At 60.6% G+C, this 21,436-nt stretch carries 18 protein-coding genes; 15 read left to right on the top strand and 3 right to left on the bottom strand.

The genetic code is table 11. From position 1 onward, the window contains the following. Positions 1–60: 60 nt before the first annotated feature. Together CSE6_RS07095 and CSE6_RS07090 are read right to left on the bottom strand one after the other, a co-directional pair. Positions 61–2,286, bottom strand: a complete 2,226-nt coding sequence (locus CSE6_RS07095) for a TonB-dependent siderophore receptor (protein WP_059440197.1) — start codon at positions 2,284–2,286, stop codon at positions 61–63. Positions 2,287–2,440: 154 nt separating this feature from the next. Then, positions 2,441–3,721: a hypothetical protein gene (locus tag CSE6_RS07090; protein ID WP_059440196.1), complete on the bottom strand. Its 1,281-nt coding sequence runs from the start codon at positions 3,719–3,721 to the stop codon at positions 2,441–2,443. Between the two features lie 133 nt (positions 3,722–3,854). Between CSE6_RS07090 and CSE6_RS07085 the strand changes: the two genes are divergently transcribed. The 14 genes from CSE6_RS07085 to argA all read left to right on the top strand — a co-directional run bounded on the left by CSE6_RS07085 (position 3,855) and on the right by argA (position 18,345). Beyond that, on the top strand, positions 3,855–5,048 hold the full coding sequence (locus CSE6_RS07085; protein WP_059440195.1) for an MFS transporter: 1,194 nt from the start codon (positions 3,855–3,857) through the stop codon (positions 5,046–5,048). 872 nt (positions 5,049–5,920) lie between these two features. Then, positions 5,921–6,511, top strand: a complete 591-nt coding sequence (locus CSE6_RS07080; protein ID WP_034352138.1) for a prepilin peptidase — start codon at positions 5,921–5,923, stop codon at positions 6,509–6,511. 32 nt (positions 6,512–6,543) lie between these two features. Further along, a complete protein-coding gene (gene cpaB / locus CSE6_RS07075) occupies positions 6,544–7,389 on the top strand; it encodes a Flp pilus assembly protein CpaB (protein WP_034352135.1) in 846 nt (281 codons plus the stop codon). A 66-nt stretch (positions 7,390–7,455) separates the two neighbouring features. Then, entirely contained in the window at positions 7,456–9,021 is a 1,566-nt protein-coding gene (locus CSE6_RS07070; RefSeq protein WP_034352132.1) for a type II and III secretion system protein family protein, read from the top strand. Positions 9,022–9,035: 14 nt separating this feature from the next. Then, positions 9,036–9,356: a lipoprotein gene (locus CSE6_RS07065; protein ID WP_034352128.1), complete on the top strand. Its 321-nt coding sequence runs from the start codon at positions 9,036–9,038 to the stop codon at positions 9,354–9,356. A gap of 158 nt (positions 9,357–9,514) precedes the next feature. After that, entirely contained in the window at positions 9,515–9,730 is a 216-nt protein-coding gene (locus tag CSE6_RS07060; RefSeq protein ID WP_034352125.1) for a Flp family type IVb pilin, read from the top strand. Positions 9,731–9,765: 35 nt separating this feature from the next. Then, on the top strand, positions 9,766–11,037 hold the full coding sequence (locus tag CSE6_RS07055) for a pilus assembly protein TadG-related protein (RefSeq protein ID WP_238585650.1): 1,272 nt from the start codon (positions 9,766–9,768) through the stop codon (positions 11,035–11,037). A gap of 5 nt (positions 11,038–11,042) precedes the next feature. Beyond that, positions 11,043–11,483 carry a TadE/TadG family type IV pilus assembly protein gene (locus CSE6_RS07050; RefSeq protein ID WP_034352229.1) on the top strand — a complete coding sequence of 147 codons (441 nt, stop codon included), beginning with the start codon at positions 11,043–11,045 and terminating at the stop codon, positions 11,481–11,483. Continuing rightward, on the top strand, positions 11,480–11,956 hold the full coding sequence (locus CSE6_RS07045; RefSeq protein WP_034352122.1) for a TadE/TadG family type IV pilus assembly protein: 477 nt from the start codon (positions 11,480–11,482) through the stop codon (positions 11,954–11,956). The genes CSE6_RS07050 and CSE6_RS07045 overlap by 4 nt, the downstream gene beginning before the upstream one ends. A 15-nt stretch (positions 11,957–11,971) precedes the next feature. Further along, positions 11,972–13,132: an AAA family ATPase gene (locus CSE6_RS07040; RefSeq protein WP_059440193.1), complete on the top strand. Its 1,161-nt coding sequence runs from the start codon at positions 11,972–11,974 to the stop codon at positions 13,130–13,132. A 27-nt stretch (positions 13,133–13,159) separates the two neighbouring features. Then, positions 13,160–14,575: a CpaF family protein gene (locus CSE6_RS07035; RefSeq protein ID WP_034352226.1), complete on the top strand. Its 1,416-nt coding sequence runs from the start codon at positions 13,160–13,162 to the stop codon at positions 14,573–14,575. 21 nt (positions 14,576–14,596) lie between these two features. Next, positions 14,597–15,586, top strand: coding sequence for a type II secretion system F family protein (locus CSE6_RS07030; protein WP_034352115.1), 990 nt, complete (start codon positions 14,597–14,599; stop codon positions 15,584–15,586). A gap of 27 nt (positions 15,587–15,613) precedes the next feature. After that, positions 15,614–16,525: a type II secretion system F family protein gene (locus tag CSE6_RS07025; protein WP_034352111.1), complete on the top strand. Its 912-nt coding sequence runs from the start codon at positions 15,614–15,616 to the stop codon at positions 16,523–16,525. Positions 16,526–16,998: 473 nt separating this feature from the next. Next, positions 16,999–18,345, top strand: a complete 1,347-nt coding sequence (gene argA, locus CSE6_RS07020; protein ID WP_003079639.1) for an amino-acid N-acetyltransferase — start codon at positions 16,999–17,001, stop codon at positions 18,343–18,345. Between the two features lie 102 nt (positions 18,346–18,447). Here the strand turns inward: argA and CSE6_RS07015 are convergent, their stop codons facing one another. Next, positions 18,448–19,263, bottom strand: a complete 816-nt coding sequence (locus tag CSE6_RS07015; RefSeq protein WP_034352107.1) for a helix-turn-helix transcriptional regulator — start codon at positions 19,261–19,263, stop codon at positions 18,448–18,450. Positions 19,264–19,537: 274 nt separating this feature from the next. On the opposite strand from CSE6_RS07015, the gene CSE6_RS07010 reads away from it, so the two are divergent. Continuing rightward, the gene (locus tag CSE6_RS07010) at positions 19,538–21,217 is read left to right on the top strand and encodes a 2-isopropylmalate synthase (RefSeq protein ID WP_059440192.1); all 1,680 of its coding nucleotides are present in this window, start codon (positions 19,538–19,540) and stop codon (positions 21,215–21,217) included. The last annotated feature ends 219 nt before the right edge of the window (positions 21,218–21,436 follow it).

Here is a 21,436-nt window from a genome sequence, read left to right as displayed (position 1 = left end):
TGTCCCGTCACCGGCAAGCACAAACCTTGAAGATTTTCATGCATTGATGCGTACCTCGCCTCAGAAGTCCACGGCGGCGCTGATGCGCACGGTGCGCGGTGCACCCACGGTCAGGAAGTTGTCGGCAAAGGCTCCAGCCCAGTAAGTGCGACCAAAGACGTTGTCCACCGTACCGCGCAACACCACCTTCTTGTCGGCAATGCGCGTGGTGTAGCGGGCGCCGACATCAAAGCGCGTCCAGCTCGGTGCACGCAAGGTGTTGGCAGAGTTGACCCACTGCTTGCCCGTATGCACCAGGCGTGCGTTCAGCGCCAGACCGGCCACGCCCGGCACATCCCAGTCTGCCGCCAGATTGGCCGCCCAGCGCGCCGCGCCGAAAGCATCATGGCCGTCGTTGTTGCCGCCCTGGGTGCTGGTCAGCTTGGGCTGCAGATAGGTGATGCCGCCCAATACGCGCAAGCGGGGGCTCACGGCACCAAAGGTATTCCACTCCACGCCGCGATTGCGCTGCTCGCCATTGAGCTTGAGGGTATTGGCCGCCGTATCGATGGTGGTCGAAGGCTTCTCGATCTGGAACAGCGACAGCGTATTCGTCCAGCCTGCGCGGCGCCACTTCACGCCCGCCTCCATCTGCTTGGATTTGTAGGGAGCGAATGTCTCGCCGGCATTGGCATAGGTGGAGCCGACCTCGAGACCGGGGCTCAGCCCCTCGATGTAGTTGGCGTAGAAGGACAGATCCTCGCCCCAGGGCTTGGCCACCAGGCCCAGCATGGGAGTGACGGCGCTCTCGTCGTAGCCCTTCATCTTCTGATTCACGCGCTGGTGGCGCACTCCCAGCGTCAGCTGCAGCCTGTCCTGCAGCAGGCTCAGGGTATCGGCCACGGCGAAACTGCGGATCACATTGTCGTTTTCCTGGCGCACGGCATTGCGCGGGCCTGCCAGAACCGGCAGCATCGGGTCGTAGATATTGGTGGTGTAGCTGCTGCTGACCACGATGGGCAGCGCGCGCCCGCTTTGCTGCTGCAGCTCGTTGAACGAGAACACCAGCTGATGGCCCACATCGCCGATCTTGAAGCGGCCTCGCAAACCCGCATCCAGCGCCGTGCTATTGGTATAGCCCTGCAGGTTATAGGTCTGGCCCACGGCGGAGCCGTCTCCCACGGCATTGAGCACCACGCGCGTGCCCGTGGGCTGACCTGCATAGTCATGCCAGGCCTTGCCCAGGCTGCCGTAGAGCTGCCAGTTGTCGCTGAGCTCGAAGCTGCCGCGCAGCGCCACCGATTTGTTCTCCACTTCGGTGTTGACGCCGCGGAACAGATTGTTGCTGGCATCCGGCGCGCCGATCAGATTCTTCATCTTGCCAAAGCTCACCATCACCGGGCTGCCGTTGTCCAGGTTCACCTTGTAGTGATAGGCATCCAGCCCCAGCGTGAAGCGATCGCCCTGATAGTCCAGCGCCACGGCGCCCAGACGGCGGCGGCGCTTCTGGTCGTCGACCTCGGTCTCCCCGCTGGACAGCGCGCCGTTAAAGCGTATGCCCAGACGGCGCTCGGGGCCGAAGCGCCGCGATACATCCACATGCTCCTGCAGCTGCGAACCCGAGGTGAAGGTAGTGGTCAGCCGCGTCAGATCATCGGCCAGCGGCTTCTTGCTGACCACATTCACCACGCCGCCCACCGCTCCATTGGGAGCCATGCCGCCGAGCAGCGCACCCGGGCCCTTGAGCAGTTCCACGCGCTCTGTCATCTCGGTCGGTACATGGCTGTCAGGCGCCAGGCCATACAGGCCATTGAACGCCACTTCGCTGGCGTTGACGTCGAAGCCCCGAATCACATAGTTCTCGTTGACATGGCCGGTATTGGTGGTGAAGCGCACCGAAGAGTCGTTTTCCAGCACGGCAGCCACCGTGGCCGCATTCTGGTCGCGGATCAGCTCTTCGGAATAGGCCGTGATGTTGAAGGCGGCATCCATCAAATCCACATTGCCTAGCAGCCCCAGGCCTGCGCCCTTGGCGACCTGAGCACCAGAGGCCAGCGCAGGCAGAGCGTTGCCGTCCTGCTTGCCGGAAACCGTGACTTCGCTCAGGCGTTTTTCCTGCTGGTCCGGTATCTGGGTCTGTGCCTGGGCGCCGGCACTCAAAACCACCAACACAGCCAGCCCTACGGCTGAACGGGGGCTGCAGCACACAGCAGAAGATAGCCAATGCGCGAATGGAGCGAACTGCGTGGATGCGAGCGCTGAAGCCGACGGCGCCTTGCCTGCGCCGCCACGAACTGGGGTTGCCATGTAGACCTCGTTTTTGATCGATCTCCTATGGCTAAAACGAAGTGCGTGGCTAAGGCTTGTTGAGAATGAATCTCAATTATTTAAATTGTATAACAAGCAAACCTTCTCAAAACGATAGCAGCAAGCGATTTCCATGCATAGCGATAAACCGCTTTCAGGGCTGCCCCCCTGCGGGATTTTCCGTTTCGCAGTTCTGCTCGGCGTTCTCACTCATCAGCACACGCACCACCTTGTGGGCATCGGCATCGAAGACTGCGATATCGGGGCAGTAACGGGCACCTTTGGGCGTATCGACCTTGCGGTAGCTTGCGCCATAGGCCTTGAGGATCTGGGGTGGTTGTCCAGGTCTGGGCTCGGCCAGCACCTGCACCTGGTTCTGGCCCATGCTCGCAGCAGGATCGGCATCGCACCAGTCGGCAGCGGGCTCCTGTCCCAGACTCAGCTCACCGCCCCGCTGGTAGAGGCCGGCAGGCCAGCGCACATGGCCTTGCGCATAGTCCGGCACCTGATAGCAGGCCATGAGCTTGCCGCCCTTGCGCACTGGCAGCATATAGCTTTCAGCCTGCTCGACCAGTTCCAGCCCTGCGGGCTTCCAGGCATAGATGTTTACACCATGGCTGCAACAGCTGGCACGCCATTCGCTGTAGATGCGCCTGGCCTTGCCATCGAAGGCGGGCGAGCTGATGTCCTGCAGGGACTGCGGCCCCAGCACCTGCTTCTGCGTGCCCGGGTCGTAAAGCCAGGTGCGGTGCTGAATATTCGGCCCCGCAGGCAGATCCAGCGGCTGGGTCAGGTCAGGCCAGCCATCAAAATTCGCATCCACCCAGCGCGGCTGCACCAGCCAGCAACTGCCCACGGCGGCGGTCGGCAGGCTTTGCTTAAGACGCCCCTGCTCATAGACCTGAATGGCGGAAACCAGGAGATCCGTATGTTCGCCGCAGTCAGCCAGAGAGCGCAGCTTCTGATCCATCAGCAGACGCAACTCGTAATGCACTGCATGGGAGAAATCCGGGGACTGGCGCAGCAGATTGACCGGCCAGCGCTTTTTGCCATCCGCGGACTGCCACTGGCCCTGCAGACGCGGTGGCGCCATACCCGGCAAGGCCGCTAGCGACCAGCGGCCCGAAGGCTTGGGATCGCTTGCACCCGCCATCGGTGTCTCGGTCAGCTGTCCGCTTGCCGAGCCTTCCAGATCAAGTGTTGCGCCGGGCCGATTGCAGGGCTCGTAGCAATAGCTACCTCCGACGGCGCCGTCGAGCCGCCACAGCTCCAGCTTGACCGCCTTGCCGGCGATCTCGCCGCGATAGCTCGCCGACCAGACCACCGCTTCATGCGGGGCGTCTGCCGTCTCGGCATGCGCCATCCGCGCCCAGCTCATGAGCGCCAGAGCAATGTTCAGGCCTGCAGCCCGGCCAATAAGGCATTTCAGCGTCATATCACTCCCATTCACTTTGATCACCAGGCTCGCGACTGCACCATGCCCACAGCAAACCTTTTAATGTGCGGCCAATATGAATGCTGCAAGATGTGACAAATCTGCGTACAAGCATGGACAGCCGAAGCGATTTATGCAATCAGACAACAACACACAACAAAGCCGCAATATGGGCCTGCTGGTCGCAGCCCAGTCCCTGGGAGGTGCCTCTCCGCCCATCATCATCTCACTGGGCGGTCTGGTCGGGCAGCAACTGTCGTCCAACCCCGCTGCGTCCACCTTGCCGGTCAGCATCTACCAGCTCGGGCTGGCGCTGTCCACACTGCCGGCCGCCTGGATCATGAACCGCATGGGCCGCCGCGCGGCCTATGTGCTGGGCGCCGTTCTGGGCGTGATCTCCGGCGTGGTCGCCGCGCAAGGCATTGCCTACAGCGACTTCGTCACATTCTGCATCGGCACGGCGCTGGCCGGCTTTTATGCGGCCTGCGTGCAGAGCTACCGCTTCGCCGCCACCGATATGGTGAGCGAGCCAGCGCAACAGGCCAAGGCCATTTCGCGCGTGATGATCGGGGGGCTGATTGCCGCCATCATCGGGCCGCAGGTGGTGATCTGGACGCGCGACGCCCTGCCCGCCACACCGTTTGCCGGCAGCTTCTACAGCCAGGCGGTGCTGGCCCTGCTGGCCCTGCCTCTGCTCATGGGCCTGCGTCTGCCGCCGCCTCAGAGCAAGAAGGCTGTCGTCGACGACGCCAGGCCTCTGGGCGAAATTGCCCGCACGCCCCAGTTCGTCGTGGCCTGCGCTGCCGGTGTGGTCAGCTACGGACTGATGGCGTTCCTGATGACCGCCGCCCCCATGGCCATGGTGGGCTGTGGCCATAGCGTGGGCGAAGCCGCCATGGGCATTCAATGGCATGTGCTGGCCATGTTCGTGCCCAGCTTCTTTACCGGCAAGCTGATTGCACGTTATGGCAAGCGGCCCGTGACCGCTCTGGGCCTGCTGATGATAGGCGCGGCCGGAGTGCTGGCCTTGATGGGGCTGGACATCTTCCACTTCTGGGGCTCGCTGATTTTGCTGGGCGTGGGCTGGAACTTCGGCTTCATCGGTGCCACGGCGCTGCTGACCGAGTGCTACCGCCCCTCGGAACGCGCCAAGGTGCAGGCACTCAACGATTTCCTGGTCTTCGGCACGGTGGCCGTGGCCTCGTTCGGATCAGGGCAGTTGCTGCACAGCGCTGGCTGGAACGGCATCAATATCGGCATGCTGCCCCTGGTAGCCGTCGTGCTGGTGCTGCTGGGCCTGCACAGCCAGCGCAGGGCAAACGCCTGAAGCCGGCAAGACGATTGCTATCAACATCAGAGCTACTGGCGATTGCTGGATGAGCGCATCCGGGTCTTTCCGCATCGAAGTCATTGCATATCAGTCGCAAGGAGCTATTTTTTTGATAAACCCGTATCCGATGCGAATGCGCTCATCCTGCATCGGCTGGATTGAGCCTGCCCCCACAGCAGACAGGCAGCCAGACTGCCGCCTTGGCGCCTGGCGAACAAACTGCCTCGGCACATGACTGCGGGCTGTCGAGGATTACCTCAGCCCCATCCCTCAAAGCGGCTACTCAACCCTGGCTCCGACCCTGTCCAAAGTCACGGACCCAACATACCGAAGCAGCCAGGCCAGACACCGATAGGCACTGCAAGCTTCTAAAAATGGGTAACGCTCGGGGCACAGTTCAGCGCGCCCCCAAGCCTGCGCCGAGAGCAGCGGCCAGGCAGGAAGCAGGCCTTCGCAGGCCTGCGCGACTTGCTCAGAAGCTATCAAAGAGCCCAGACACTCAGGCTCCGAGCCCCGAGCCCACGCCTTACAGGTCTCTCGCTCACAACCCAAGACCCACCATGCGGCGTGAACCGATCTGCGTCAGCCAGCGCATGAGACCAATGCTTACGCAACCTACAACGGCGTCACATTTGCATCTCATGCGGATTAGAAAAATCCTTACGAACTCTCATATTGATAAGCGATTTCTATAGGAATAGTATTTCCACAAAATTAAACAAAAGAATGAAGTTGATAGAAAAATTGTATTTAGTCACGTATAGCCCGAATCCTGTGAACACCAGTCAGATGAGCTGAACGCAGCAGACAGCCAGCGTCAACTCTGAGGCCCGAACAGGATTCGCTGAACACAGGACTGGAGGTTGACCATGACATCTTCCGAACTCAGCGCAGCATCCGAACTCGTGGCCGCCGTTTTCACCGAGCCGCGTTCGCTGATCCTGTTGCTGCTTTTGCTAGCAGCCAGCATCTGTGACCTACGCACACGTCGCATTCCCAATCGCCTGACCTTCGGCGGCGCCGCTCTGGCCCTGCTCTACGGCCTGCTAGCCCCTCATCCCAACACCGGCGGCTTTTTCTGGGCACTGGGCGGCATGGCAGTAGGTCTGGCCTTGATGCTGCCTCTCTATCTGATGCATGCCCTGGGAGCTGGCGACGTCAAGCTGATGGCCATGGTCGGCAGCTTTCTCGGCCCAGCAGCCGCCTGGCAGACCGTGCTCTTTGTCTTCATCACCGGGGGCCTGGTAGCTATCACCTACGTACTCTGGCATCGCATGGCCGGCAAGCTGATGCGCAACTCGGCCGAGGCAGTGCAGCTGCTCTACGTCAATGTCGCTGCGGGGATCCGTCCCGATGCCCGCTCCAGCTCGGCGCACTCGATAGGCAAGCTGCCTTACGGCGTCAGCATCGCCCTGGGAACCCTGGCGTTCCTGGTCGCTCGGCAGTTCACCTGGGTATAGCCACTTACACAACGGCATAGCGGGAGCATTCCATGAAAAACCTCAAAGCTTTGGTTCTGTTTATCCTCGCAGCACTGGCCAGCCTGGCAGCAGCGGTCTACGCCGCCAACTGGGTGGCCCAGCGCGGCAGCATAGACGCCGACAAGGTGGTTGTCGCTGCCACCGACATTCCACTGGGCGGCAAGATTTTGCCGAACATGCTGAACACGGTGGACTGGCCGCGGGGCTCCATACCCGATGGCGCTTTCCATGATATGCAACAGCTACAGGATCGCGTCGTCAAGGTCGGAGTGCTGCGCGGTGAAGCCGTGCTCGAAGGCAAGCTGGCCCCCGTAGGCACCAAAGGCGGACTGGCTGCCGTCATCGCTCCGGGCAAGCGGGCCATGACGGTACGCGTCAACGATGTAGTCGGTGTTGCGGGCTTCGCCCTGCCCGGCAACTACGTAGACGTGGTGGTCAATGCCCAGCAGGAACAGAACGGCAAGACAGAAGAGTCGCGCCAGATCAGCAAAACCGTGCTGGAGAACGTGCTGGTCCTGGCTGTGGCCCAGGAAGCCGATCGTGACGAAACCAAACCCAAGGTGGTGAGCGCCGTCACCCTCGAGCTGAGCCCGGAAGATGCCGAGAAACTCGATCTTGCACGCAGCGTGGGCACTCTTTCACTGGTGCTGCGCAACCAGATTGACAAAGATCCCACCAGCACTGCTGGCATCACCAAGCACCAGCTGTTTGGAACACCCGAGCCAACCCCTGCACCCGTCAAGGTCGCAGCGACTGCCAAACCCGTGATGCAGCGAGCCAAGCCCGCACCTCAGCCCTCGACGGCCACCTGTGTCGAGGTCATCCAGGGCGGTGCTCGCACTCTCAACTGCTTCTGATCTTCTACTCGCAACAACTAAGAGAGGTCGGCCGTGCAACACCATCACCTATACATAGCAGCCAGCATGCTGCTCGCCAGCTCCACGCCTGTGCTGGCCCAATCTGCGGGCACACCTGCCCAGCCCCCCGGCCCTGTAGCTACGGCTGCTCCCGCAGCGCCCCGCAACACCCTGCCCGCCAGGAATTGCACGGCCATCCGCACGGAGGATCCGACCACGGTCACTCTGGGAAAATCCGTGGTCATTCCGCTGAGCTCGCCCATGGCGCGCATCCTGGTCAGCGGCCAGACGCCCGGAGCGGGCCAGGCAGCAGCACCCATGGCCGCGAATAGCCAGCCGCAAATGCAGAACGGCATGGGTGATATCGAGGTGCAATTGCTCAGCCCGCGAGACCTGTTCTTTCGCGGCCGCAAGTCCGGCTCCATGAACGTCATCCTGCAAAACGCCCAGGGCACCTGCTTTATCAAGGACGTGATCGTCACCATGGACCCGGGACCGCTGCAAACCAAGCTCAGCGAGCTCATGCCCGAGGAGCGCGGCATTCGCGTCCAGGGTGCCGACAATGCCCTGGTGCTCAGCGGAGAGATCAGCAATCCGCTACGCCTGGACGATGTGGTGACGCTCGCCGGCGCCTACAGCGACAGCAAGAAAATCGTCAACCTGCTGCGCACCACCTCACCGCATCAGGTGATGCTGGAAGTCAAGATTGCCGAAGTCAGCAAGACATTGCTCGACAAGCTCGGCGCCAGCTTCGCCAAACAGGCCATCAATGGTCAGAACACCTACACCATCGCCTCCAACTTCCTCAGTGGCGGCAGCGCGCTGTTGAGTGCCCTGCGCATCGGCAAGGCCTCGCTCAACATCGACGGCCAGAAGGACGATGGCCTGGTCCGCATCCTGGCCGAGCCCAACATCATGGCCATCAGCGGCCAACAGGCCAGCTTTCTCTCGGGCGGCAAGATCTTTATTCCCGTGTCGCAGAGCAATGCCAACGGCGTGCCAGTGATGACACTGGAGGAAAAAGAGTTCGGCATTGGCGTCAAGTTCACGCCCACTGTACTGGGTAGCTCGCGCGTCAATCTCAAGCTGGTTTCCGAGGTGTCCGATCTGTCTCAGACAGGCTCACCCTTCACCGCCATCAATGGCGCCACCTCGGTCATTCCCTCGCTTTCGGTGCGGCGCGCAGACACCACGGTGCAGCTCAATGACGGGCAAAGCCTGGTCATTGCCGGTCTTATCAAAAACAACATCACCGAGGCCGTCAAACGCTTTCCGGGACTGGGTGAAATACCTGTACTCGGCGCGCTGGCCCGCAGCACCGAGTTCCAGACCGATCAGACCGAGTTGATGTTCATCATCACTCCGCGCCTGGTGCAGGCACTCGCAGAAGCACCCAGAGTGCCCACCGACAACCATGTGCCGCCCTCACGCGCCGAGCGCTACTTGAACGGTGCACTGGAGAGTTCCGAGCCCGCACCTGCCGCGAAAACTGCACCCGCTGCGACCATGCCAGCCACCACCGCGACACCTGTGCAAGCACCTGTTCCGACTGCAACGCCACAAGAGCTGCAACCACAAGCACCGGTCGAACCCTCGGTTGACCGTCCCGCCCCCCTGAACCCGCCCACCTGAACCGGAGGCCAGCCATGTTCAAACGCTCAATCCTGTTTCCCCTAGCCGCCGCTACATTGCTGGCGGGCTGCAGCAGCACGACCCCTCACTACGATGCTCGTTTTGGCGAGGCTGTGCGCACCGCGCGCATTCAGATGACCCTCAACCCTGAAGCCGGCAAGACTCCTGGCGTCGGTGTGGATAGCGCCACCGGCATGGATGGCCGTGCCACGGCGCACACCATGGACCGCTACGAGCAAAGCTATAAAACCCCGCCACGAGCAGTCAATGTAATCAATATTGGCGGCTCGCTGACCAGCAACTCCAGTGGTGGAGGGGGTGGCGGAACCCCCTAATCCTCGGAATTTCCCGAAGCCGATTAACCAGTTCCACACCATTGAATTTGAAAGGAGAGCAGATCGCATCGCGGCCTTGCACGCCACTTACCGCCGCTCCAAAAAGTCGGCATGCATCTCATGTGTTTCCATTCTTTATTCACTTTAGAGGTATCACCATGAACAAGATCGCTCAGCAATTTGGCCATTCCCTGCAATCCTTTGTCCGCGACGAAGAAGGCGCGCAGATCATTGAATACGCATTGATCGTTGCAGTGGTTTCTTTGGGCCTGATTCTTTTGATGATGGGCACCGGTGGATTAGATTTTGCAGGATGGATTGAAAGGGTTAATGCTTGCTTGGGTGGCAACTGCGCTGCTCCTGCTGCTCCTTAACTCACTGCAAAGGCCACGACAGCCATGGCGTTGTCTTGGCCTTTGCTCAAACCGTCAACTCCCTATTTCTACGATGCATCATGAAAAACCACCCATATTTCTGGCCCATAGCCCGACCCCGGCGTGGTTCTGCCGCCGCTTTACGACGGCAGCGTGGTGCCTTTTTGATTACCTTCGCGCTGTTCATGCTGTTCCTGCTGGGCTTTATGGGCATTGCGCTGGATTTTGGCCGGCTCTTTGTCGTTAAGACCGAACTACAGACCGCGGCCGACAGCTGCGCGCTGGCAGCGGCACGCGAGTTGGACCTGCAGCCCGGCGCCGTGGCCCGCGCCACCAGCGCCGGCAGTGCGGTGGGCGGCCGCAACAGCGTGCAATTTCAGAGCGGCTCAGCCAATCAGGTTCATATCGACTTCAGCGATACGCTCACCGGCAGCTACAGCACGGTTTTTCCCGATAACACTGCCAAATACGCCGAATGCAGCTATGCACTGACGGGGCTAAAACCCTGGTTGCTCCAGATCATGGCGGCCTTCAGCAGCAATAGCGCCTATGCAAATAACCTCGCCGTCGCGGCTCGCGCCGTTGCCACGCGCGCACCTTCGCAATCGGCCTGCATCATTCCGGTGGCGCTACGCTGGGATAGCGGCTTGCCAACCGTCGGCCAATGGATTCCCTTTAACCCCGGCCAAGCGAAATCTGGAAATATGACCTGGGGCAATCTGAATGGCACTACATCCGCCTCGGGCACCGAGGCCGATATGCTCAATGGCTATTGCGTTTCCCCAAAAGCCGGAACCATCTTCACACCAGGTACGCAAGCCAACAAGATCGCCGAAGTTTGGAACTACCGCTTTGGCATCTACACCGACAAGAACATGGCAGCAGTCAACTTTGCCCTCACAGGCTCACCTGACTACTCCAGCTTTATATACACCACATCCAATTGGACGTCAGGACATGACGCCTATCAAGATTTTCTGGCCAAGCGCCTAGCCTTCACGCCTTGCGGTGTCAATCCCGGCGCCTGCGGCGTGAGTACCGGTGGCTACAAAACCGTAGCGCAGAAGGGTGACCTGATGGCCCATGGTGCCGACCGCCGCGTCGTGACCCTACCCATTACTACGGGTTCGAGCAATTATTTCAATAATCAATTTGCCTGCATGCTGATGCTGACGCCGCTGCAGCCATCCACCATGACATCGACGTTCGAATATCTGGGCCTGGCAACAGCTCCCGGCAGCCCCTGCAAAGGCAGCGGTCTGGTAGGCGGTACGGCCGGCCCGCTAGTACCGGTTCTGGTGAGGTGAACATCATGCGCAAACATCGCCTGCAATATGGAGTAGCGCTAATTGAACTGGCGCTAAGCATCCCCCTCATGATCATGCTAAGCATGATCGTCATCGAGTTTGGCCGCGCGTTATATGAATACAACACGGTGACCAAATCGGTGCGCGACGCCGTGCGCTATCTGACGGTGCAATTGCCGCCTGCGCCCACAAGCTGCCCGTCGGCAGCCACTAAGCTGGTTCGGTACGGCAGCATCAATCCACTGCCAGCCGACAAGCCCCTGGTGCCCGGCCTGGCCAATGCGGCGATCAGTTGCACCTGGCAGGCCAGCGGCACCGTGACCGTCACCGTGAGCAGCTACCGTTTCCAGTCGATGGTGTCCAATGTGTTCGGCCTGCAGCTATCCGATGCAAACGGCGGCATCAACTTCGGCAATATCGCCGCCACGATGAGGATGCCGACATGAAACACCTTGCACAGCGCGGCGCCACCCTCATTGAATTTGCACTGGGGCTGCTGATCTTTCTAATGTTCCTGCTGGGCGTGGTGGACTTCAGCCGCCTGCTCTATAGCTGGGCCGCAGCCAACGAGGCCACGCGTGCCGGAGCACGCTATGCGGTGGTGTGCGCCGACCCGCAATACGCGAACTCCAAAAATCTCGTACTGGGTCAAATGACGCCATGGCTGCCGCAACTCACTGCCTCCAATATCGCCATCGATTGGTATGACCCAGCAGGCAACAAAAGCACCACGTGCGACTCAACCAGTTGTGGTGGCGTGAGGGTACGCATTGACCCCCAAAACCCTCTGAAGTTCCAATGGATTGCACCCATCGTGGGATCTGCGATACAGCAAATTCCCATGCCGGAATTTTCCACCTATCTGCCGCGTGAAATCCTGCGCCAGGATCCCAACAGCAGTACGGCCTGCGCATCCTAACTAGGGAGAGCCAACATGAAAATCGCCATCATCTCCCCCAACACCGCCCATCTCCGCGAGATGGCCCATGTGCTGCAAGAGCAATCCCATCAGGTGCAGACCTTCGAGGGTGGCAAGACCCGCATGCCCACGATTGCCGAGCAGGAGCTGCCGGATCTGATGATCGTCGACGGTATGTGCTGCGACCCTGCAGACCTGGCCCCGGTGGAGCAGGTGACCACCCATCACCCGCGCATGGCCGTGGTCCTGCTGTGCGCCCAGCAGACACCTGAGTTTCTGCTGCAATCCATGCGGGCGGGCGTACGCGAGGTTCTGCCATCGCCGCCGCCGCCGCAGGCACTGGCCGATGCCGTTCAGCGCCTTGCCAGCAAATTGCAGGACAGCACCCCCAACCGTGCACAAGGGCAAGTCATGGCCTTTCTGCCCTGCAAGGGCGGTGCCGGCGCCACCTTCCTGGCCACCAATCTGGGCTGGGCGTTGGCGCAAAAGCACTCCGTGCTGTTGATCGACCTGAATCTGCAGTTTGGCGATGCGCTGCCCTACCTGCATGAAGGCAAACCAAGCTCGACATTGGCGGATGTGGCACGCGACCTTCACCGCCTTGACGCCTCTTTTCTCACGGCCAGTACGGTAAAGGTCACACCGCGCCTGCATGTGCTGGCGGCCCCCGAAGATGCCATGCATGCCATGGAGGTGGAGCCCGGGCATATTGAGGCCATCGTGCAACTGGCTGCCACGCACTACGACTTTGTGCTGCTGGACATGGGGCGCGTGCTGGACCCATTGGCTCTACGCGTGCTCGACAAAGCGCAGTGCATTGTTCCTGTGCTGCTGCCCAACGTACCCGCCGTGCGCAATGCGCAAAAGCTGCTGCGCATGTTCCATGATCTGGGCTACCCGGAAAGCCGCCTGCATCCGGTGCTGAACAGGGTGGACAGGCGCAGCGAAATCGGGCTGTCTGAAGTGCGCAAGACCCTGGGCCTGGAAGAGCAATGGCGCAGCATTCCCGACTCTGCCCAGGAAGTGCAAGCAGCCATCAATGCTGGAGCACCGCTGGCCGAATCCGCTCGCAGCAGCAGCGTGGTGCGCGAGCTGACGGCCTGGGCCGATGCACTGTCACCTCGGGCTCATGAAGAAAACGGTAATTTCTTGAACCGGCTCTTTCGCCGGGCGTAGGCATCCGTATTGCAGAAGGAGACTGTCATGTCACTACGAGATTTCTTGACCGCGCCATCGACACGCACGCCCAAGCCTCTGCTGCAGGTCGTGTCTGAGTCCGCAGATATGTCGGCCATGCCCGCAGCAGAGACTCCTCCGCCGTCCACCCCCATCTATGGTCACTCTGCGGCCTATCTGGCGCTCAGAAGCCGCATTCATGCCAAGCTGCTGGAGCGGTTTGATCTCGCTGCCCTGGATGCAGTATCCGTGCAGACACTGCAGCAAGAAATTGCGACCATGACCGAGCGACTACTGTCCGAGGACTCCGCAGCCATCAACGATCTCGAAAGAAAAATGCTGATCCGAGATATCCAGCACGAGATGCTGGGGTTCGGTCCACTCGAGCTGTTGATGGCCGACCCTGCGGTATCGGACATCCTCGTCAATCGCTACGACCGGATCTATGTGGAACGCCAGGGCCGCTTGGAATTGACGCCCGTTGTCTTTACCGATGAAAAGCATTTGCTGCGCATCATTGACAAAATCGTCTCACGCATAGGCCGACGCATCGACGAATCCAGCCCCATGGTCGATGCCCGCCTGCCAGATGGCTCGCGCGTGAATGCGGTCATCCCGCCCGTGGCCCTTGATGGCCCAATGATGTCGATCCGGCGCTTCGCCCATATCCCGCTGCGCATGGAGAATCTGATCAACGATCTCAAAAGCCTGACACCTGGCATGGCCCTGGTTCTTGAGGCTCTGGCCAAGGCCAAGGTGAACATGATCATCTCTGGCGGCACCGGAGCCGGCAAGACAACGCTGCTCAACATCCTTTCTAGCTATATTCCAGCAGCGGAACGCGTGGTCACCATCGAGGATGCAGCCGAGCTACAACTGCAGCAGCCGCATGTGGTTCGCATGGAAACACGACCGCCCAATATAGAGGGACGTGGAGAAATCACGCAGCGCTCGCTGGTACGCAACGCACTGCGCATGCGGCCTGATCGCATCATCATTGGCGAAGTCCGGGGCGCCGAAGCGGTAGACATGCTGCAGGCCATGAACACCGGCCACGAAGGCTCATTGACGACCATCCATGCCAATACGCCACGCGACTCTTTGGCTCGACTCGAGAACATGGTCGGCATGGCAGGCCTCAATCTGCCGCACCAGGCCGCGCGCCAACAGATTGCCTCTGCCATTACGGTAATCGTGCAGGCACTCCGGCTCACGGATGGCAAACGCAAGATCACCAGCATCCAGGAGATCACGGGCATGGAGGGTGATGTAGTGACCATGCAGGAGATCTTTGCCTTCACCCAGACCGGAGTCGGCGCAAGTGGCGAAGTCCAGGGGTACTTCCACGCCACAGGTGTCAGACCCAAGTTCGCCGATCGGCTCAAAGGCTTCGGCATTGCGCTGCCCGACAGCATCTTCGCTCCAGAGCGTCACTATCAATGAACTCGGCAAAAAGGAGCTGCCATGCTGTCCTTTTTCTCTTCCCACTCGGTCCTGGTAATCATAGGTCTGGTGTTTGTAGCCGTGCTCCTGCTACTGGAAGCACTGCACACGATCTGGAAGCAGTACAAGAGTCCTGAGGCAAAGCGGCTTGAACGCCGGCTCAGAGCCTTGTCAGCAGCCGATGATCGCAGCAATCCGACCAAGCTTGTCAAGGAGCGCACACTTAGCGATATGCCCAGAATGCAGCGGGTGCTGCAAACCATGCCGCGCGCGCACCAACTAGACCGTTTCATTGTTCAATCAGGCTTGGACTGGACGGTTTCGGGCTTGCTGCTCGGCAGTGCGATGCTGTTTGCGCTAGGTATGCTGACGGCCATCATGCTTCGCCAGCCCATGGATTTGGGCGTGCTTTTAGGTTTGGTGCTGGGTTCCCTTCCATGGCTGTTTCTGCAACGCAAACGACTGCAGCGCCTGAAGCTTATGGAGCGCCAACTTCCAGAAGCGCTGGACCTTATAGCGCGAGCATTGCGCGCGGGCCATGCATTTTCCGCAAGCCTGCAAATGGCAGGAGAGGAACTGACCGAACCTATCGCCGGCGAGTTCCGCCTGGTGCATGACGAGATCAACTATGGCACATCGTTACAGCAGGCCTTGACCAATTTGGGTGAGCGGGTGCCGATCACAGATCTGCGCTACTTCATTGTCGCCGTACTCATACAGCGCGAATCTGGCGGCAACCTCACCGAGATGCTCAGCAACCTGAGTCGCCTGATCCGCGAGCGGCTCAAGCTCCACGCCAAGGTCCGCGTACTGTCCGCTGACGGGCGAATGTCGGCCTGGATCCTGGGTTTGATGCCATTTGGACTGGCCGCTCTGCTCAATCTAATGAACCCGGAATTCATGCGTCCGCTATGGACTGACCCTATTGGCCTCACCATTCTGAAATGGTTGGCCGCATTGATGGTCATAGGTCTGCTGCTGCTGCGCCGCATCGCCCGTATCCGGGTATGAGCCCAACTGAAACGCAAGGAGTACGCCATGTTGATCGTCGCCCTGCTCACTTTCACCGCCGTCATGCTGGCTGTTGGAGCCTTGTTCTTCTGGGCAACGCCAACAGTCGCCGCGCGGCGTTTACAGTCACTGACACCCACCTCTCGGGACAAGGGCTGGACAGAAACAGTCGTCAAACTGGTCGGCCCATTTGCACACCTGTCGTCACCCACCAAAGACATTGATGCAACGCCGTTGCGGCTGCGCTTTCTGAATGCCGGCATCCGCCACGAGAGTGCACCACTGCTGTACTTTGGAGTCAAAACGCTGCTGCCTCTTGCTTTGGGACTGGCGGTGTACTCGCTCATGCGGGCAGCCAGCAAGGCAGACAGCACCCAGTTATTGTTCTACCCCTCGGTTGCAGCGCTTGTGGCATGCTACCTACCCAATCTGGCTTTGCACTGGATGGCCTCGCGCCGCAAGCGCGAGATCTTTGAAAATTTTCCCGATGCCGCCGATTTGATGCTGGTCTGCGTAGAAGCAGGCATGGGCCTGGATGCCGCGCTGGGCAAGGTAACTGAGGAGATTCGCATCAAAAGTGAAGCTCTGTCAGAGGAGCTCCACTGGACCAACCTGGAAATGCGTGCCGGCAGCACTCGCGAAAAAGCCTTGCGAAATCTGGCCGCCCGCACCGGTGTAGATGAGATTCACACTTTTACGGCCATGCTGACGCAGGCAGACCGATTTGGTACCAGCATCGGCGAATCGCTCCGGGTTTTCTCGGATGACCTACGCCACAAACGGCAAATGCGCGCCGAAGAGCTGGCTGCCAAGATTCCCACCAAGATGCTGTTTCCGCTGGTGACCTGCATCTTCCCGGCCATCATCATGGTGGTTCTGGGCCCGGCCATCATTCGAGTCGCGCGCATGATCTTGCCCATGCTGGGCGGCAGCATGTGAGGGCTTCAACAGTGGTTCGGATTCGCCTCTCGGACTAGATATCCTGAAAGCAATCCCAACTACTTTGATCTAATGCACAGGGACGGCAATGGTCTGCAGAGGGCACGTGCTCACTCTATAACGCTTGGATTGACAACTTGAGCTGGGGCCCTCTCTCGACGTGGTCGAGAAATGCGCCGTGAAATGAAACGTACGGATAGACCTGCGCAAACGGCAACCGGACGATTGACCGAGTGTCTATCTTTGCCTCGCATGGTTTCGACGCTGACTGCCACCAGGAGCTCTGCTCAAATACAAGTCGTCATTTTTTGAAAACATCGCGCCACAAAAACCACAAACTGTGCGATCAGCGCGCACAAAACCCTGCTGCAACCAGCGAAGGCAAGCGAGTAACCGCTACACTTTGCGCCTCAGGCCTGCGTAATACCCGACGCAGGCCTTTTTTCCCGCTTTCGAGGTTTTCGCGCACTGCCATGTCCACCGTCTTCAATTTCACCTTTGTTCCCTGGTTCAGGTCTGTGGCCCCTTATATCCACAAGTTCCGACACCAGACCTTTGTGGTGGGCCTGACCGGTGAAGCCATTGATGCGGGCAAGCTCAGCTCCATCGTCCAGGATCTGGCAATGATCCAGGCCATGGGCGTGAAGATCGTGCTGGTGCACGGCTTCCGCCCCCAGGTCAACGAGCAATTGCGCCTCAAGGGCCAGGAGCCGCGTTATTACAACGGCATGCGAGTCACCGACTCCATTGCGCTGGACTGTGCCCAGGAAGCGGCCGGCCAACTGCGTTACGAGATCGAAGCCGCCTTCAGCCAGGGACTGCCCAACACGCCCATGGCCGGTGCGCGCGTACGCGTGATTTCGGGCAACTTCCTCACGGCCCGTCCTGTGGGCATTGTCGACGGCGTGGACTTCATGCACTCCGGCCTGGTGCGCAAGGTCGACGTGGAAGGCATTCGCAGCGCACTAGACTCAGAAGCCATGGTGCTGGTCTCGCCCTTCGGCTTCTCGCCCACGGGCGAGGCCTTCAATCTCAGCATGGAAGAAGTGGCCACCCGCGTGGCGATCGAGCTCAAGGCCGACAAGCTGCTGTTCCTCACCGAGGTGCCCGGAGTGCGCATGGACCCCAGCGGCCCGGCCGACGAGAACAACCCCATCGATACCGAGCTGCCGCTGGACGCCGCGCGCCGCCTGCTGGCCCAGCTCCCGCCTGCGCAGCAGCCTACCGATGTGGGCTTTTATCTGCAGCACTGCGTGCGCGCCTGCGAGCATGGCGTTGAACGGAGCCACATCCTGCCCTTCTCCACCGACGGAGCCCTGCTGCTGGAGATCTATGTGCACGACGGCATCGGCACCATGGTTATCGACGAAAAGCTCGAAGAACTGCGCGAGGCCACGATCGACGACGTGGGCGGCATCATCCAGCTGATCGAACCCTTCGAGCGCGACGGCACGCTGGTCAAGCGCGACCGCACCGAGATCGAACGCGATATCGCCAGTTACACCGTCATCGAACACGACGGCGTGATCTTCGGCTGTGCCGCCCTGCATCCCTATCTGGAAGCCAAAACCGCCGAGATGGCCGCCGTCACGGTCTCTCCCAAGAGCCAGGGTACGGGCGATGGCGAGAAGCTGCTCAAGCGCATCGAACAGCGCGCACGCGCCCTGGGTTGCGAAACCATGTTTGTGCTGACCACGCGCACCATGCACTGGTTCATCAAGCGCGGCTTTCAGCCTGTCGAGCCCGAATGGCTGCCCGAGGCCCGCAAGGCCAAGTACAACTGGGGCCGCAAGAGCCAGGTGCTGGTGAAGAAGCTCTAATCCACCTTCACTATTAAAAATAGCTTCCGGCGCTTGATAAACAAGCGTTGGAAGCTATTTTCGGAGCAAAAGATCTTGATGCGGCAGGCGTTGCAAGAACGGCTAAGGCCGCGTAGCCCGGCCTGCCGACGCAACAAACTCCGATGGCGAGCGGCCGAACTGGCGGCGAAACGCAGCCGTGTATGCGCTATGGCTTTCATAGCCGCTTTCCAGTGCCACGGTCGTGATGGCCATGCCCTGCAGCAACTGGGGGATGGAAGCCATCAGGCGCATCTGCTGATACCACCTACCCCAGTTCATTCCGGTGCTTTTCAGAAAGCGGCGATGCAGCGTCTTGGGCGTGAGCGCGTGCTGCCGCGCCAGGGCTTCCACCGTGGTGCGCTGCGCCGGTGCACTCAGCATGCTCTCGCAGATACGTCGCATCAGCGCATCCTGGGGCCAGGGCAGGTAATACGGCAGCGGGGCCAGGGCGCTGAGTTCCTCCAGCAGCAAACTGCCCAGCAAGGCATCGCGCGGCCTATGCGGCCCCTCGTGGGGCAATGCCACCAGAGCTGTCATCAGCTCGCGCACCAGCGGCGCGACATGCAGCACGCCGTCCCGGGCCGGCAGCTGTGCGGACCAGGCCTCGTCGACGAACAGGCCATAGGCCCGCACCGCCGTGGTCGCCGTGATCTGGTGCAGCATGCCCGGGCGTAGCCACACTGCCGTGGTCGGCGGAACCAGCCATTGGCCGCTGGGGGACTCGACCAGCAACACACCTTCAGACGCATAGATGAGATGGCCGCGCGCGTGGCTGTGCTGGGGCACCACATGACCGGGCGGATAGCGCTGTTCCACGCCCGTGACAGGCAGTGGAGAGGCCTGGGCATGCTGCAAATCCAGCGCATGCGCGCCATGTTCGGGGGAGGCAAAACCCATGAGATGTCCAAATCTCTACAACAAATGAATATCTATCGATAGAAGTCTATACCGTTGACGACATAAAGTAGCCCCACTGTCTGCATCAACCCGCACTTTTGCCGTGAAACATTGCCACCCGCTTTCGCTACGCCTACTGGCTCTGACATCTGGTCGGGGTCTGCATGCACGCGTTCGCGCATGGTCCCATCCTGGTCTTCCCAGACCCCGGCCTTAGCCAGCTCCATCCGGGCAGGGAGACCAGGTAATTGTTGCAACCCATTCCAAGGTCTCTATGCTGGCTGATCCCTCTACCAAATACCGCGCATTTCCCGTTGTGGACTTTCCCACCCGCCAATGGCCTGCCCGTACGTTGACGCAAGCGCCCGTATGGCTTTCGACCGATTTGCGCGACGGCAACCAGGCGCTGTTCGAACCCATGAACCGCGAGCGCAAGCTGCGACTGTTCGAGGAACTGGTCGCCATCGGTTTCAAGGAAATTGAAATCGGCTTCCCCTCCGCTTCCCAGACCGACTTCGACATCGTGCGCCACCTCATCGAAGCGCAACTGATTCCGCACGACGTCACGCCCATGGTCATCACCCAGCTGCGTGAGGACCTGATTGCCACCACGGTGCGCAGCGTGGCCGGCGCACGCCGCGTGATCGTGCATCTGTATAACGCCGTGGCACCGGCCTTCCGCGAAATCGTCTTTGGCATGGAAGTGCCGCAGATCATTGCCATGGTGGAGCACCATGTACGCCACCTCAGGCAACTCACCGAGCAGCACCCCGAAACCGAATGGGTGCTGCAGTACTCCCCGGAAACCTTTTGCATGGCCGAGCTGGACGTTTCCCTGGCCGTGTGCAATGTCGCCATTGCAGCCTGGGATGCCGGTCCTAAGCGCCCCATGATCATCAACCTGCCGACCACGGTGGAGGTTTCCACCGCCAATGTGTTTGCCGACCAGATCGAATGGATGGACCGGCGTCTGGCACGGCGCGAGCACATCACGCTTTCGGTACACCCCCACAACGACAGAGGCACCGGCGTGGCCTGTGCCGAGCAGGCCCTGCTGGCCGGTGCCCAGCGTGTGGAAGGCTGTTTGTTCGGCAACGGCGAGCGCAGCGGCAATGTGGATCTGGTGACGCTGGCCCTGAACCTCTACACCCAGGGCATTGCCCCGGGCCTGGATTTCTCCGACATCGCTGCCGTGGCACGCATCGCCGAAGCCTCTACGGCCCTGCCCATACATCCGCGCCACCCCTATGTGGGCGATCTGGTGTTCACGGCTTTTTCGGGCTCGCACCAGGATGCGATTGCCAAGGGCTTTGCGGCGCAACAACCCGACGCCCCATGGCGCGTACCCTATTTACCCATAGACCCGCAGGACCTGGGACGTACCTATGACAGCATCGTGCGCGTCAACAGCCAGTCCGGCAAGGGCGGTATTGCCTTCCTGCTGCAGAAGGACAGGGGCATCACCATGCCGCGGCGCATGCAGATCGAGTTCAGCGCCATCGTCCAGGCCTGGGCCGACAGCAGCGAAACCGAGCTTAGCAGCGCACAGATCTGGGAGCTGTTCGAAGCCACCTACCTGCATGCCCAAGCCGGGTCCCGGTCACTGCGTTATGAAAGCCACCGCCTGTTCGACAGCCCGCAAGGCCAGGGTATCGAACTGCACTGGCACGATGCCGACGGGCAACCCAGGCTGCGCAAAGGCATCGGCAACGGCCCTATTGCAGCCACCGTCGCTGCACTGGAGTTGCCGCTGCGCATCGACAGCTACGAAGAGCGCAGCCTGGGCAACGGCGCCGACGCCTGTGCCGTTGCCATCATCGAAGCCGCATGGCCTGGCGTGCCCGGCTCACGGTTTGGCGTAGGCATGCACGCGAACATCGTCACCGCATCGGTGATGGCGGTCGTGAATGCCGCTGCGCGCTTTGAGGGGGACATGATTCAGACCCCCGCGTAGCCTTCGATAGATCGTCGCGTCTCCCTCTTGTCGGCCGATACCGTTTGAAGCTCGGCCTGCGCGGTGCCCTCCCTCATACGCCGACTCGGTCTTTTCCGTCTATTTTCAGCGGGTCTGTCACAATTTTGGGGGGCAGGCCCGTTGCGCCGATGGAGGCTTCTGGGCACTTGGTGCACCGCCGATGTTGCGCTGCGTCACAGCACCACCAAGCAGTCTGCG

Source organism: Comamonas sp. E6, assembly GCF_001010305.1.
Classification (GTDB): Bacteria; Pseudomonadota; Gammaproteobacteria; order Burkholderiales; family Burkholderiaceae_C; genus Comamonas; species Comamonas thiooxydans.
Note: the sequence above shows the minus strand (reverse complement) of the source record. Positions and strands in the feature narration are given on the sequence as shown.

What these genes read in the sequence shown, in the direction of transcription:
- CSE6_RS07050 (WP_034352229.1), top strand. Translation starts at nt 11,043, where the DNA reads ATGCGCAAACATCGCCTGCAATATGGAGTAGCGCTAATTGAACTGGCG.
- CSE6_RS07080 (WP_034352138.1), top strand. Translation starts at nt 5,921, where the DNA reads ATGACATCTTCCGAACTCAGCGCAGCATCCGAACTCGTGGCCGCCGTT.
- cpaB (WP_034352135.1), top strand. Translation starts at nt 6,544, where the DNA reads ATGAAAAACCTCAAAGCTTTGGTTCTGTTTATCCTCGCAGCACTGGCC.
- CSE6_RS07040 (WP_059440193.1), top strand. Translation starts at nt 11,972, where the DNA reads ATGAAAATCGCCATCATCTCCCCCAACACCGCCCATCTCCGCGAGATG.
- CSE6_RS07045 (WP_034352122.1), top strand. Translation starts at nt 11,480, where the DNA reads ATGAAACACCTTGCACAGCGCGGCGCCACCCTCATTGAATTTGCACTG.
- CSE6_RS07085 (WP_059440195.1), top strand. Translation starts at nt 3,855, where the DNA reads ATGCAATCAGACAACAACACACAACAAAGCCGCAATATGGGCCTGCTG.
- CSE6_RS07015 (WP_034352107.1), bottom strand. Translation starts at nt 19,263, where the DNA reads ATGGGTTTTGCCTCCCCCGAACATGGCGCGCATGCGCTGGATTTGCAG.
- CSE6_RS07095 (WP_059440197.1), bottom strand. Translation starts at nt 2,286, where the DNA reads ATGGCAACCCCAGTTCGTGGCGGCGCAGGCAAGGCGCCGTCGGCTTCA.
- CSE6_RS07010 (WP_059440192.1), top strand. Translation starts at nt 19,538, where the DNA reads ATGCTGGCTGATCCCTCTACCAAATACCGCGCATTTCCCGTTGTGGAC.
- CSE6_RS07070 (WP_034352132.1), top strand. Translation starts at nt 7,456, where the DNA reads ATGCTGCTCGCCAGCTCCACGCCTGTGCTGGCCCAATCTGCGGGCACA.
- CSE6_RS07060 (WP_034352125.1), top strand. Translation starts at nt 9,515, where the DNA reads ATGAACAAGATCGCTCAGCAATTTGGCCATTCCCTGCAATCCTTTGTC.
- CSE6_RS07025 (WP_034352111.1), top strand. Translation starts at nt 15,614, where the DNA reads ATGTTGATCGTCGCCCTGCTCACTTTCACCGCCGTCATGCTGGCTGTT.
- CSE6_RS07090 (WP_059440196.1), bottom strand. Translation starts at nt 3,721, where the DNA reads ATGACGCTGAAATGCCTTATTGGCCGGGCTGCAGGCCTGAACATTGCT.
- CSE6_RS07065 (WP_034352128.1), top strand. Translation starts at nt 9,036, where the DNA reads ATGTTCAAACGCTCAATCCTGTTTCCCCTAGCCGCCGCTACATTGCTG.
- CSE6_RS07030 (WP_034352115.1), top strand. Translation starts at nt 14,597, where the DNA reads ATGCTGTCCTTTTTCTCTTCCCACTCGGTCCTGGTAATCATAGGTCTG.
- argA (WP_003079639.1), top strand. Translation starts at nt 16,999, where the DNA reads ATGTCCACCGTCTTCAATTTCACCTTTGTTCCCTGGTTCAGGTCTGTG.
- CSE6_RS07035 (WP_034352226.1), top strand. Translation starts at nt 13,160, where the DNA reads ATGTCACTACGAGATTTCTTGACCGCGCCATCGACACGCACGCCCAAG.